This is a genomic window from Klebsiella sp. 10982 (genome assembly GCF_048589245.1).
Taxonomy (GTDB): Bacteria; Pseudomonadota; Gammaproteobacteria; order Enterobacterales; family Enterobacteriaceae; genus Klebsiella; species Klebsiella quasivariicola.
On sequence record NZ_JBMAXV010000037.1, the window covers coordinates 1 to 13,785 of the forward strand.

The 13,785-nt window shown below is 57.0% G+C and carries 11 protein-coding genes; 7 read left to right on the plus strand and 4 right to left on the minus strand.

Features of this window, described 5'->3' with window-relative positions:
• Both ACKLKD_RS21835 and ACKLKD_RS21840 read left to right on the plus strand, forming a co-directional pair.
• Positions 1 to 244, plus strand: a 244-nt coding sequence (locus ACKLKD_RS21835; protein ID WP_226326902.1) for a sodium ion-translocating decarboxylase subunit beta, incomplete at its 5' end; no start/stop codon positions are given.
• Positions 245 to 259: 15 nt separating this feature from the next.
• Positions 260 to 931 carry a hypothetical protein gene (locus ACKLKD_RS21840; protein WP_025712327.1) on the plus strand — a complete coding sequence of 224 codons (672 nt, stop codon included), beginning with the start codon at positions 260 to 262 and terminating at the stop codon, positions 929 to 931.
• A 28-nt stretch (positions 932 to 959) separates the two neighbouring features.
• Here ACKLKD_RS21840 and msrA read toward each other — a convergent pair whose 3' ends face one another.
• Positions 960 to 1,595, minus strand: a complete 636-nt coding sequence (msrA, locus tag ACKLKD_RS21845; protein WP_025712326.1) for a peptide-methionine (S)-S-oxide reductase MsrA — start codon at positions 1,593 to 1,595, stop codon at positions 960 to 962.
• Between the two features lie 209 nt (positions 1,596 to 1,804).
• On the opposite strand from msrA, the gene tamA reads away from it, so the two are divergent.
• The 3 genes from tamA to ACKLKD_RS21860 are packed head-to-tail and all read left to right on the plus strand — an operon-like array spanning position 1,805 to position 7,658.
• Positions 1,805 to 3,538 carry an autotransporter assembly complex protein TamA gene (gene tamA, locus ACKLKD_RS21850; protein WP_025712325.1) on the plus strand — a complete coding sequence of 578 codons (1,734 nt, stop codon included), beginning with the start codon at positions 1,805 to 1,807 and terminating at the stop codon, positions 3,536 to 3,538.
• Positions 3,535 to 7,311 carry an autotransporter assembly complex protein TamB gene (gene tamB, locus ACKLKD_RS21855; protein ID WP_025712324.1) on the plus strand — a complete coding sequence of 1,259 codons (3,777 nt, stop codon included), beginning with the start codon at positions 3,535 to 3,537 and terminating at the stop codon, positions 7,309 to 7,311. The genes tamA and tamB overlap by 4 nt, the downstream gene beginning before the upstream one ends.
• A gap of 2 nt (positions 7,312 to 7,313) precedes the next feature.
• On the plus strand, positions 7,314 to 7,658 hold the full coding sequence (locus tag ACKLKD_RS21860) for a gamma-glutamylcyclotransferase family protein (RefSeq protein WP_002886724.1): 345 nt from the start codon (positions 7,314 to 7,316) through the stop codon (positions 7,656 to 7,658).
• Between the two features lie 38 nt (positions 7,659 to 7,696).
• Here ACKLKD_RS21860 and ACKLKD_RS21865 read toward each other — a convergent pair whose 3' ends face one another.
• The 3 genes from ACKLKD_RS21865 to ppa all read right to left on the minus strand — a co-directional run bounded on the left by ACKLKD_RS21865 (position 7,697) and on the right by ppa (position 10,814).
• On the minus strand, positions 7,697 to 8,863 hold the full coding sequence (locus ACKLKD_RS21865) for a hypothetical protein (protein WP_080897688.1): 1,167 nt from the start codon (positions 8,861 to 8,863) through the stop codon (positions 7,697 to 7,699).
• 158 nt (positions 8,864 to 9,021) lie between these two features.
• A complete protein-coding gene (locus ACKLKD_RS21870; protein WP_080897687.1) occupies positions 9,022 to 10,209 on the minus strand; it encodes a hypothetical protein in 1,188 nt (395 codons plus the stop codon).
• 74 nt (positions 10,210 to 10,283) lie between these two features.
• Positions 10,284 to 10,814 carry an inorganic diphosphatase gene (ppa, locus tag ACKLKD_RS21875; protein ID WP_002886766.1) on the minus strand — a complete coding sequence of 177 codons (531 nt, stop codon included), beginning with the start codon at positions 10,812 to 10,814 and terminating at the stop codon, positions 10,284 to 10,286.
• Positions 10,815 to 11,217: 403 nt separating this feature from the next.
• Between ppa and ytfQ the strand changes: the two genes are divergently transcribed.
• Complete coding sequence (ytfQ, locus tag ACKLKD_RS21880; protein ID WP_008807147.1) at positions 11,218 to 12,174, plus strand: galactofuranose ABC transporter, galactofuranose-binding protein YtfQ; 957 nt, start codon at positions 11,218 to 11,220, stop codon at positions 12,172 to 12,174.
• Between the two features lie 103 nt (positions 12,175 to 12,277).
• Positions 12,278 to 13,780, plus strand: a complete 1,503-nt coding sequence (gene ytfR / locus ACKLKD_RS21885) for a galactofuranose ABC transporter, ATP-binding protein YtfR (protein ID WP_080924698.1) — start codon at positions 12,278 to 12,280, stop codon at positions 13,778 to 13,780.
• Positions 13,781 to 13,785 lie beyond the last annotated feature (5 nt).

Consider the following 13,785-nt stretch of genomic DNA (forward strand, 5'->3'; position numbering starts at 1 on the left):
CACCGCCGCCGGGGTGCTGATGGCGAAGCTGATGAACGTGTTCAGTAAACACAAAATCAACCCGCTGATTGGTTCCGCCGGGGTGTCGGCGGTGCCGATGGCGGCCAGGGTGTCGAACAAGGTGGGTCTGGACGCGGACGGGCAGAACTTCCTGCTGATGCATGCGATGGGCCCGAACGTGGCGGGGGTGATCGGCTCGGCGATCGCCGCCGGGGTGATGCTCAAGTACGTGCTGGCAATGTAACAGAGGAATAAGGCAATGGAAGAAACCGTGTTACTGGATATCCAAAGAATACAGACCTCCGAACAGAGCAGTATTATCCTCAGGTCGATACGGGCGATTGATTTAGTGAATCACCTGACCCCGGCGCTAGGCATCATTGAGAGCCTCAGCGAACAATACAATGTGCAGAAAATACTGGTGACTTGTCTTTATGCCGGACAGCAGCTTGCCATGGAACGGCGGATCGTGTTGCCGCTATTACCCGAGTCGCTCTATTTGTTGGGTGGGGTGGTGATGGCCGCCGGAAAGGCAGTGGAAAAAAGAGAGACTCTCACTCACAACCGCCTGTGCGAAGAGGCGGGAAAGCTGCTTAAAGACGATGCGGCCTGGGAGAGCTTTGATGTGATAAGAAGCATTGCTCTGCCGGTTTACCGCCGGCTGGTTAAAGAGCAGCGTACCCACGTCGCCTCTTTATTACAGGCTCTGCTGCATATCCTTGCCTGGCGTAGTGAAAGCGCATGGGCGCGGGACCAGGCGCAAAGAATGCTCTGGGCAGGGGGCGTGTTCGGGCGGGGAGGGATAGATTCGCTGATCGCCTTTGACCACGCGTTGGCAGAAAAAGAGATAACGTTCCCGTCTCTGCGCGAGTTGTTAACCGTGACGGCATTTCTGGCCCACTTCCCTGCGGGCCCGGTCTTTTCTGATTAACACGCGCTGGCGGCCAGGCGCTGCGCGCTTACTGCGGCGGCAGGCAAACGCCGATGCCGCCGATGCCGCAATAGCCGTGCGGGTTTTTATACAGATACTGCTGGTGATCGTCCTCGGCATAGTAGAACGGTTTGGCGGTGGCGATCTCGGTGGTGATGTGACGGGTATCGTGCGCGTCGTTCATCGCCGCCTGGAAGCGCGCGAGGCTGGCCTTTGCCGCCTCCGTCTGCTCCGGCGTCAACGGGTAGATCGCCGAGCGGTACTGGGTGCCGTGGTCGTTCCCCTGTCGCATACCCTGTGCCGGATCGTGGTTTTCCCAGAACACCTGCAATAACTGCTCATAGCTAATCACCTGCGGATCGTAAACCACGCGTACCGCTTCCGCGTGACCGGTCTGGCCGCTGCACACTTCGCGATAGGTCGGATTCGGCGTATAGCCGCCGGTGTAGCCTGCAGCGGTGCTGTAAACCCCCGGCAATTGCCAGAACAGGCGCTCAACTCCCCAGAAGCAGCCCATGGCGAACAGCGCCACTTCCATCCCCGCCGGGACGTTGGTCATCGAGTGGCCGTTAACTGCGTGGAGCGTCGCCACTGGCATAGGGGTATTGCGTCCAGGCAGCGCATCCGCCTGGGCGACAAGATGCGTTTTATCAAATAGACTCACGGTGGGCCTCTCAATACAGAATTCGTCGTTAAGGTTGTAACGAAGCGTGTCTTTTAACACAATAAATACGCGTAATACGTCTAGATTAATACATAAGAATTATTTGGGTTATTGCCACTTTTTCAACCCTAAGTTGTTAGGGTTTTGTTAAGCCGTGGAGCGGCACCAGTGTTTCCTGTCGGGGGAAACAGGGATATTCAGGAGAAAATGTGCTAAAAATCCGCCAGTTATGTGTCACCAGCCTTTTGCTGGTCAGCGGGATCGCCAGCGCAGCGAATGTGCGTTTGCAGGTTGAGGGGTTATCCGGGGAGCTGGAGAAAAACGTTCGCGCCCAGCTTTCCACCATCCAGAGCGATGAAGTCACGCCGGATCGCCGCTTTCGCGCGCGCGTGGATGACGCCATTCGCGAAGGTTTGAAAGCGTTGGGTTATTACGAGCCGACGATTGAATTTGATTTGCGTCCGCCGCCGAAAAGGGGACGTCAGGTGCTGATCGCTAAAGTGACCCCGGGTGAACCGGTGCGCATTGGCGGAACTGAAGTAATTCTGCGCGGCGGCGCCCGCACCGACAGCGACTATCTGGCGCTGCTGAAAACGCGCCCGGCCATCGGGACGGTGCTGAACCACGGTGATTACGACGGTTTCAAGAGCTCGCTGACCCGCGTCGCCCTGCGCAAAGGCTACTTTGACAGTGAGTTCAACAAAAGCCAGCTTGGGGTCTCCCTGGATCGTCATCAGGCATTCTGGGATATCGATTACAACAGCGGCGAGCGCTATCGCTTTGGCCACGTCACCTTCTCTGGATCGCAAATTCGCGATGAATATTTGCAAAACCTCGTGCCGTTTAAAGAGGGCGATTACTACACCTCCCAGGATCTGGCTGAGCTAAACCGCCGCCTGGCGGCAACCGGCTGGTTCAGTTCGGTGGTGGTGGCGCCGGATTTCGCTAAGTCACGGAAAACCAAGGTGCTGCCTCTGCAGGGCGTTGTCTCGCCACGCAAAGAGAACACCGTGGAAACCGGGGTAGGGTATTCAACCGATGTCGGGCCGCGGGTGAAAGCCACGTGGAAAAAACCGTGGATAAACTCCTATGGCCACAGTCTGACCTCCAGCGTCAGCCTCTCCGCCCCGGAGCAGCAGTTCGACTTCACCTATAAAGTCCCGCTGCTGAAGAGCCCTCTGGAGCAATATTATCTGATGCAGGGCGGCTTTAAGCGCACTGACCTTAATGACACCCAGGCCGACTCTACCACCCTGGGTGTCTCGCGTTTCTGGGAGATGTCGAGCGGCTGGCAGCGAGCGATCAACCTGCGCTGGAGCCTGGACCACTTTACCCAGGCGAACGTCACCAACACCACCATGCTGATTTACCCCGGGGTTTCGGTGAACCGTACCCGTTCCCGCGGCGGCCTGATGCCAACCTGGGGCGATTCCCAGCGCTACTCCGTGGACTACTCCAACACCATGTGGGGCTCGGACATCAACTTCATCGTGATGCAGGCCCAGGACGTCTGGATCCGTACCCTCTATGACCGCCACCGCTTTGTGGTGCGCGGCAACCTGGGCTGGATCGAAGCGGACAACTTTGACAAGGTGCCGCCGGATCTGCGTTTTTTCGCCGGGGGCGACCGCAGTATTCGCGGCTATAAATACAAATCCATCTCGCCGAAGGACGATGACGGCAAGCTGATCGGGGCCTCAAAGCTGGCCACCGGATCGCTGGAGTATCAGTACAACGTCAGTGGTAAATGGTGGGGGGCCGTGTTTGTCGATAGCGGCGAAGCGGTCAGCGATATTCGCGAGAGTGATTTCAAAACCGGCGCCGGGGTGGGCGTGCGCTGGCAGTCGCCGGTGGGGCCGATCAAGCTGGATATCGCCCGGCCGATCGGCGACAAAGACGAACATGGTTTACAGTTTTACATCGGTCTGGGGCCTGAATTATGAGTTTATGGAAGAAGATAAGCCTCGGCGTCTTAATCGTGTTGGTGCTCCTGCTGGGCACCGTCGGCTTCCTGGTGGGGACCACCACCGGCTTGCATCTGGTGTTCAAAGCGGCGGATCGCTGGGTGCCGGGGCTGGAAATCGGCAAAGTCACCGGCGGCTGGCGTGATTTAACCCTCGATAATGTCCGCTACGAGCAGCCCGGCGTGGCGGTCACCGCCGGTCAGTTTCACCTCAGCGTCCGGTTGCGCTGCCTGTGGGACAGCAGCCTGTGCGTAAACGACATCGCGCTGCGCGATATTTACGTTGCTGTCGATACGAAGAAGATGCCGCCCGCCGCGCCGGTCGAGGAAGAGGACAGCGGGCCGCTGAATCTCTCCACCCCTTATCCGATCGCCCTCAGTCGCGTCGCGCTGCATAACGTCAATGTCAAAATCGACGATACCGCAGTGTCTGTACGCGATTTTTCCACCGGCCTGAACTGGCAGGAGAAAAACCTGACCCTGACGCCGACCTCGCTGCAGGGGCTGCTGATCGCCCTGCCGAAGGTGGCGAAAGTGGCGCAGGAGCAGGTGGTTGAGCCGAAAATCGACAACCCGCAGCCGCAGGAAAAACCGCTCGGCGAGACGATGACCGACCTCTTCTCGCAGCCGGTACTGCCGGCAATGACCGATGTGCACCTGCCGCTGAACCTCAACATTCAGTCGTTCCGCGGCGAGCAACTGCGCCTCACCGGCGATACCGACATCACCGTGTATAACCTGCTGCTGAAAGTCAGCAGTATCGACGGTCAGATGAAGCTCGACGCCCTCGATATCGACGCCGATCAGGGTAAGGTCACCGCCTCGGGCAGCGCGCAGCTGCAGGATAACTGGCCGGTGGACATTACCCTCGCCGGAACCCTGAACGTCGACCCGATGAAAGGGGAGAAGGTGCAGCTGAAGGTGGGCGGCGAAGTGCGTAAAACGCTCAAGGTCGGGGTGGACTTAAGCGGGCCGGTGGCGGCCACGCTGCGTGCGGATGCGCAGCTGGCGGAAGCCGGGCTGCCGCTCAATATGGAGCTGAAGAGCAAGCAGCTCGCCTGGCCGTTCAGCGGCGAGAAGCAGTTCCAGGCTGACGATGTTCAGCTGAAATTCAGCGGCAAAATGACCGACTACGCGCTGGCCTTTTCCACCGCGGTGAAAGGTCAGTCACTGCCGCCGGCGAAAATCGCCCTCAACGCCAAAGGTAATGAGCGACAGATTAACCTCGACAAGCTGACGGTCAACGCCCTGGAAGGAAAAACCGAGCTGAAGGCGCTGCTCGACTGGCAGCAGGCGATCAGCTGGCGCGGCGAGCTGACCCTCGACGGGATCAACACCGCCAAAGAGGTGCCGGACTGGCCGTCGAAGCTCAACGGCATGATCAAGACCCAGGGCAGCCTGTACGGCGGCAGCTGGCAGATGTCGGTGCCGGAGCTGAAAATTACCGGCAACGTGAAACAGAACAAAGTGGACGTATCAGGCTCGCTGCAGGGGAACAGCTATCTGCAGTGGAAAATCCCGGGACTGCACCTGGCATTAGGCCCGAACAGCGCCGATATCAAAGGCGAACTGGGGGTGAAGGATCTTAATCTCGACGCCACCATCGATGCCCCGCACCTGGATAATGCGCTGCCGGGGCTCGGCGGAACGGCGAAGGGGCTGGTGAAAGTGCGCGGCACCGTCGATGCGCCGCAGCTGCTGGCCGACATCACCGCCCGGGCGTTACGCTGGCAGGAGCTGACTATCGCTCAGGTCAACGTCAAAGGGGATGTGAAATCCACCGACCAGATTGGCGGCAACCTGGACGTGCGGGTTGATCGCATCAGCCAGCCGGGGGTCAATATCAGCCTGGTGCAGCTCAATGCCAAAGGCACCGAAAAGCAGCATGAGCTGCGGCTGCGGGTGCAGGGCGATCCGGTGTCCGGCCAGCTGACGCTGGCGGGTAGCTTCGATCGTCAGGCCGAACGCTGGCGAGGCTCGCTAAGCGATACCCGCTTCCAGACGCCGGTGGGGCCGGTGGCGCTGACGCGCAGTATTGCGCTGGACTACCGCAACCTGGAGCAGAAAATCAGCATCGGGCCACACTGCTGGACCAACCCGAACGCCGAGCTCTGCGTGCCTGAAACCATTGACGCGGGCGCCAGCGGACGGGCGCGGGTGAATCTCAACCGCTTCGATCTGGCGATGCTTAAGCCGTTTATGCCAGAGGAGACCCAGGCGAGCGGCGTGTTTACCGGTAATGCCGATGTAAGCTGGGACACCACCAAAGAGGGGCTGCCGCAGGGCAAAGTGACCCTCAGCGGGCGCAACGTCAAGGTGACCCAGGTGGTCAACGACGCGCCGCTGCCGGTAGCGTTCGATACGCTGAACCTCAGCGCCGACCTGCATAACAATCGCGCCGAGCTGGGCTGGCTTATCCGCCTGACCAACAACGGTCAGCTGGATGGGCAGGTACAGGTCACCGATCCGCAGGGGCGGCGTAACCTCGGCGGCAACGTCAATATCAGCAACTTCTCGCTGGCGATGATCAACCCGATTTTCGCCCGTGGTGAAAAAGCCGAGGGGAGGCTCAACGCCCGCCTGCGTCTGGGCGGCAACGTGAAAAGCCCGCAGCTGTTTGGCCAGATGCAGCTGAGCGGGGTGGATATCGATGGCAACTTTATGCCGTTTGATATGCAGCCGAGCCAGCTGTCGATGAACTTCAACGGCACGCGCTCGACCCTGCAGGGGACGGTGAACACCCGCCAGGGGCAGATTGCGCTGAGCGGTAACGCGGACTGGACGCAGATCGATAACTGGCGGGCGCAAATTGCGGCGAAAGGCAGCCGAGTGCGGATCACCGTGCCGCCGATGGTGCGTCTCGATGTGTCGCCGGACGTGGTGTTTACCGCCACGCCAAGCCTGTTCAACCTCGACGGTAAAGTGGATGTGCCCTGGGCGCGGATCGTGGTTAACGAGGTACCGGAGAGCGCGGTTGGCGTCTCCTCTGATGAAGTGATGCTGGATAAAAACCTCAAGCCGATTAAGCAGCAGAGCGCCGGTATTCCGATCAACAGCAACCTGACCATTCACGTCGGCAACAACGTTCGTCTGGAAGCCTTCGGGCTGAAAGCGCGTCTGACCGGTGATTTGAAAGTGGCGCAGGACAAGCAGGGGCTGGGCCTCAACGGGCAGATTAATATTCCGGACGGCCGTTTCCACGCCTATGGTCAGGACTTGATTGTCCGCAAAGGGGAACTACTGTTCTCCGGTCCGCCGGATCAGCCACTGCTGAACATCGAAGCGATTCGTAACCCGGATGCCACCGAAGATGATGTGATCGCCGGCGTTCGCGTCACCGGCTCCGCCGATCAGCCGAAAGCGGAGATCTTCTCTGACCCGGTGATGTCCCAGCAGGAAGCGCTGTCTTATCTGCTGCGCGGCCAGGGTTTGAGCAGCGGCCAGAGTGACAGCGCCGCGATGACCTCTATGCTTATTGGAATGGGGGTTGCACAAAGTGGTCAGGTTGTGGGTAAAATCGGCGAGACGTTTGGCGTAAGCAATTTGGCGTTGGACACCGAAGGGGTAGGCGACTCTTCCCAGGTGGTGGTCAGCGGCTATGTACTGCCGGGTCTGCAGGTAAAATATGGGGTCGGTATTTTCGATTCCCTGGCGACGCTGACTTTACGTTATCGCCTGATGCCTAGGCTATATGTGGAAGCGGTGTCTGGCATCGACCAGGCGCTCGATTTGCTCTATCAGTTTGAGTTTTAGCAATGCGAATATTTGTTTACGGCAGTTTACGACGCAAACAAGGCAACAGCCACTGGATGACCAACGCCCAGTGGCTGGGCGCTCATAGTGTCGACGATTATCAGCTGTACAGCCTGGGCCACTATCCAGGCGCGGTGCCCGGCGAAGGCACAGTACATGGTGAAGTTTATCGTATTGATGCATCGACGCTGGCCGAACTGGATGCGCTACGCACGAAGGGGGGCGAGTATGCGCGCCACCTCATTCAGACGCCTTACGGCAGCGCATGGATGTATGTCTATCAACGTTCCGTTGAGGGTTGTACGTTGATAGCGAATGGCAACTGGTTGGATCGCGACCAGTATTAACCACGACAGCGCCACCTTCGGGTGGCGTTGTTTTTTTATTACATCAATTCCCATGGCTTCATTCTGGCGCCCTGACGTCTGGCATAACGTAATATGGCCTGATGTACCTTCACTTTACCGGCCACCCGACGTGACAGGAGATGGGCAATCATACGGACAAATTCCATCGCTATTAACAGCAGGTTAATCGGGAGCAGGGTGCCAGTCAGCCTGGTAAGCATTTCACGATAAAATGGCCAACTGCCCAGATTAAGCAGGGGGTCGTGCAGTTTGATGGTGAGCGTAAAAAACATCACTATGAGTACGAGGCCGTACGCGATTTTATAAATTGATGCCATCTGCTGATTGCCAGGATGAAAGGGGCTATTTTTTAAATAAACACTGCCATCACTGACATTGTATAACGCCTGAAGATCATCGTATCCATGCCAGCGTGCGGCGATAACCCAGTCCCCATCGGCAAGAAATGGCGGGCGGCATCGATTATTCAGGGTATCGCTCAGCCAGGTCAAGCGCGCTGAAAAAAACGAGTGACGAGTCGCCAGCTGAAAACAGGCGCCTTCTTTGATAAAATAAGGCCTTACCCTCGTAGCGATCCATATTTGATAATAACTATTCAGAATCACGCCTTCTTCAAGCGCAAATTCTTTTGGCAGCGCTATCTCGTTGTTGGCTGATGGTGGATGCCTTTCAGAAGTAGCGGGTAGAATTTCCAGACGCTGACAGAATGAAATATCGCCTTGCTTCGTTCGCTGCATTTTCGCATTGAGAACACGTAATCTGAGTGAGAAATTGCAGGAGCAAAAAGAGAAGATGCCGAAGGGATTCACCAACATTGTGATGAAACATAATAATAAAAAAATATCCAACCATGGAGCACAAGCGAGAATGATCAGGCAAACAAAAAAGACCAAGCCGACAGGCCGAAGAAGCTTTTTAATGCTCAGCGGCTGCCGGGAAGGTTCGAGCAAAATGTGCCCATCGCTTAACCAGTGGATCCAGTAACTGCCATCCTTTAGGCGGTGAGTGCCGATATGTAGCGGCTGGCCGAGCCTCAGGCGGTCAAAAAGCGAGGGGTCTTTAAAATGGCATTTATCGGTATAAAAGACATGCTCGCCTGCAATGAGGCGTAAATAGCTTTGCTCTTCCGAGGCGGCAGTGGTGAAGCCGGTAAAATTCAGGGTGAAATAATGGGTCTGTTTCACAAGGTTCCTTCCTTAATGAAATAACGGCGTTTTTCCCTATAGCCTGTACTGCTGACTCAGACATTACCACAGATGAAAGTGGCTCCTGCCAATCAACAGAAGGGCCGCCAGCGTGGTGAGTACGAGAAACAACAATCGCCGAGTTGGGGTGCTGAACATTACATGATCTCCTCGAGCGTAGTATGGCGGGCCGCTCCCTGCAGGTAGCGCCGCATCGCCGAGCGCATCTTCATCCAGTCAGCCACCCGGTGTGACAATAACCAGGCCGTTGGGCCAATCAGCTCCAGTACCGCCAGGATCCCGCCGAAACTGAGTAATAATAGGGACAGCATGTCCAGTGAATCCTGAATTAACCACCAAAATCCCCTGGCTGGTTTGTATGGGTTATTTAGCGACATGCCGAGTATGAGGAGATACATCACCAGCACCATGCCATAAAACAGGTTATAGACTAGCGACATTTGCCGGTCACCGGGATAACAGGGATGATTTTTCAGAAAAGCGCCCCCGTCGCTGACGTTGTATAACGCCTGGATGTCGTTATCTTTCCGTTGGTAGACGGCGACTATCCGATCGCCGATAGCGAGAAAGGGCGGTTGACGGCGGTAAAAAAAGGGATGCAGGCCGAAGTTGGCGAAGCCGTTCTGCCAGAAGAAGGCCAGCGGCGCCGTATCGCATTGTATCCCAACGCCATGGTATTCCCGCGTTGGGTTCCCCGCGAACCACTTCTTAAAAATGATATTGCTAATTTTTCCCGTCCGGACGGCATAGCGTTCCGGCAGGGCTTGCGTAAAAGGCATTGCCGTCTGGCGGAGGGCTTGCGCCGTTGCGGGTAGAGGCTGGCAAAAGGAAAAGTCGCGGCGGCGGGCCTGCGCCATCTTCGTCAGCAGATCGCGCATGGCGGGGTGCCATTTTAGCGCCGGGTGGAACAGTCGCTCATAGAGCCCGGTTAACAGTCCGATGAGGGCCAGTATGGCGATAATGCCGAAGCCGAACCGTCCCCATTCTGAGGTGCTCATCACGAGCGGGATAAGAGCGACGATGAGCGTCAGCAGGCTGATAATCAGCAGCGGCCGGGCCCAGCGCTTTACCCGTTGATTGGGTTCAAGGTGCGTTTCGCCATCGCTGAGCCAGTGGATCCAGTAACTGCCGTTGTCCAGGCGGCGGACGCCAAGGTGCAGAGGCTGATTGATCGTCAGGCGGTCAAAAAGCGAGGGGTCTTGAAAATAGCGTTTATCGGTATAAAAGACATGTTCGCCGGCGATAAGGCGCAGATATCCCTGCTTTTCACAGGCGGCGGTGGTGAAACCGGTATAGTTCAGAGTGAAATAGCGAACGCTTTTCACGGGACACCCTCCATGGTGTTATCGCGGCTATCCGTGCCGCAATCAGGCAGGGTATGACCCTGCCTGAGACAGAATTACTTCTGCTTAGCGCGCTCGAAAGAGGCAACGATTTCAGCTTTCGCCGCTTCCGCGTTGTCCCAACCGTCGACTTTAACCCACTTGCCTTTTTCCAGATCTTTGTAGTGCTCAAAGAAGTGAGTGATCTGGGCTTTCAGCAGTTCCGGCAGGTCGTTCACATCGTTGATGTGATCGTATTCTTTGCTCAGCTTGGTGTGCGGTACCGCAACCAGTTTCGCATCTTCACCGGATTCGTCGGTCATCTTCAGAACGCCAACCGGACGGCAGCGGATCACGGAGCCCGGCTGCAGCGGGTACGGGGTCGGGACCAGTACGTCAACCGGGTCGCCGTCCAGGGACAGGGTGTGGTTGATGTAACCGTAGTTGCACGGATAGAACATCGCCGTGGACATGAAACGGTCAACGAACAGTGCACCGCTCTCTTTGTCGACTTCGTATTTGATTGGGTCTGCGTTCGCCGGGATTTCGATCACGACGTAGATGTCTTCCGGCAGATCTTTGCCCGCAGGTACGTTGAGTAAGCTCATGTCTGTTTCCTTTAAAATGTATGGCAAACAAGTGCTCGGTATTATAGCCAACTCACATCGAATGTCTTCGCTTCTTTTTCCCGATATCGCCGCGGCGTGCTCTGAATTTTGCGCGCAATAATGACATGAAAATCCATAAACATAGCCACATCATGAATAAATTTATGTAACCGTTTTCATTGCATGTGATTGATTTATCAAACCGCTTAAAAAAACGTCATAAACCGCGATCACCGCGCTCCTCGCGAAGCCTTATCGGCTCTTCGCTCGACAAATGACCAGGTGTTAACATCTCATTTACTTTTTTGAAGTGTGATGTAACGCATTCAGTTACATCACCGATTGTCTATAGTTTGTCCGCAGATGAGACTTTAACCAACAATAACCCTACGAGGATACCCTTATGTGGAAGCGCTTACTTCTTGTCACAGCAGTTTCCGCAGCTATGTCGTCTATGGCGATAGCTGCCCCGCTAACCGTAGGTTTTTCACAGGTCGGTTCTGAATCCGGCTGGCGTGCGGCAGAAACCAGCGTCGCGAAAGAGGAAGCCGCCAAGCGCGGTATTACGCTGAAGATTGCCGATGGTCAGCAAAAACAGGAAAACCAGATCAAAGCAGTGCGCTCGTTTATCGCCCAGGGGGTAGACGCGATCTTCATTGCGCCGGTGGTGGCCACCGGCTGGGAACCGGTGCTGAAAGAGGCGAAAGAGGCCAAGATCCCGGTCTTCCTGCTCGATCGTTCCATTGATGTGAAAGATAAAGATCTCTACATGACCACCGTGACCGCCAACAACGTGCTGGAAGGGCAGCTGATTGGCGACTGGCTGGTGAAAACCGTCGACGGTAAGCCGTGTAACGTCGTTGAACTGCAGGGCACCGTTGGGGCCAGCGTGGCCATCGACCGTAAGAAAGGGTTCGCCGACGCCATTGCCAAAGCGTCCAACATCAAAATTATCCGCTCTCAGTCCGGCGACTTCACCCGCAGTAAAGGGAAAGAGGTCATGGAGAGCTTTATCAAAGCTGAGAATAACGGCAAAAACATCTGCATGGTCTTCGCCCATAACGACGATATGGTGATCGGCGCCATCCAGGCGATTAAAGAAGCGGGACTGAAGCCGGGCAAAGATATCCTCACGGGCTCTATCGACGGTGTGCCGGATATCTATAAAGCGATGATCGCCGGCGAGGCCAACGCCAGCGTCGAGCTGACGCCAAACATGGCTGGCCCGGCGTTCGATGCGCTGGAGAAATACAAAAAAGACGGCACCCTGCCCGAGAAGCTGACCATCACCAAATCGACCCTGTATCTGCCAGATACGGCGAAAGAAGAGTTAGAGAAGAAGAAAAATATGGGTTACTAAGCCTTCATGAAAATGCCGGGGGCGCTACGCTTGCCCGGCCTACATTTCGCTCTTTTGTAGGCCGGATAAGCGCAGCGACATCCGGCGTGATGCAGGGGGAACCATGACCACCGACCAACACCAGGAGATCCTTCGTACTGAAGGACTCAGCAAATTCTTCCCCGGCGTGAAGGCGCTGGATAACGTCAACTTTAGCCTGCGGCGTGGTGAAATCATGGCCCTGCTGGGCGAAAACGGCGCCGGAAAATCGACGCTGATCAAGGCGCTGACCGGCGTTTACCATGCCGATCGCGGCACCATCTGGCTGGAAGGCCAGGCTATTTCGCCCAAAAATACCGCCCATGCCCAGCAGCTGGGGATCGGCACCGTCTACCAGGAAGTAAACCTGCTGCCGAATATGTCGGTGGCGGACAATCTGTTCATCGGCCGTGAGCCGCGGCGCTTTGGCCTGCTGCGACGTAAAGAGATGGAGGCCCGGGCGACGGCGCTGATGGCCTCCTACGGCTTTTCCCTCGACGTGCGCGAACCGCTGAACCGCTTTTCGGTGGCGATGCAGCAGATCGTGGCTATCTGTCGGGCCATCGACCTGTCGGCCAAAGTGCTGATCCTTGACGAGCCCACCGCCAGCCTCGATACCCAGGAGGTGGAGATGCTGTTCACCCTGATGCGCCAGCTCAGGGATAACGGCGTCAGCCTGATCTTCGTCACCCATTTTCTCGACCAGGTCTATGCGGTCAGCGACCGCATCACCGTGCTGCGTAACGGCACCTTTGTGGGCTGCCGCGAGACTCGCGAGATGCCGCAGATTGAGCTGGTGAAAATGATGCTGGGTCGTGAACTGGACCACAATGCCCTGCAGCGGGCGGGCCGTACTCTGCTGAGCGATAAGCCGGTGGCGGCGTTTGAAGGCTACGGTAAAAAAGGCACCATCGCCCCGTTCGACCTGCAGGTCCGCCCGGGGGAAATAGTGGGCCTCGCCGGCCTGCTGGGTTCCGGACGCACGGAAACCGCCGAGGTGATCTTCGGCATTAAAACGGCGGACAGCGGGAAGGCGTGGATCAAAGGCAAACCGCAGACCCTGCGCTCTCCGCATCAGGCTTCCTGCCTCGGGATCGGCTTCTGCCCGGAGGATCGCAAAACCGACGGCATTATCGCCGCCGCTTCGGTGCGGGAAAATATCGTCCTCGCCCTGCAGGCGCAGCGCGGCTGGCTGCGGCCGATCCCCCGGCGTGAACAGAACGAGATCGCCGAGCGCTTTATTCGCCAGCTGGGGATCCGTACCCCGAGCGCCGAGCAGCCGATCGAGTTTCTCTCCGGCGGCAACCAGCAGAAGGTGCTGCTCTCCCGCTGGCTGCTGACCAAACCGCAGTTCCTGATCCTCGATGAGCCGACCCGCGGCATCGACGTCGGCGCCCATGCGGAAATTATTCGCCTGATTGAAACCCTCTGCGCCGATGGCCTGGCGCTGCTGGTCATCTCCTCTGAAATGGAGGAGCTGGTGGGTTACGCCGATCGGGTCATTATCATGCGCGATCGCCGACAGGTGGCGGAGATCCCGCTCGCCGAGCTCTCTGTGCCGGCGATCATGAACGCTATTGCGGCATAAGGAGT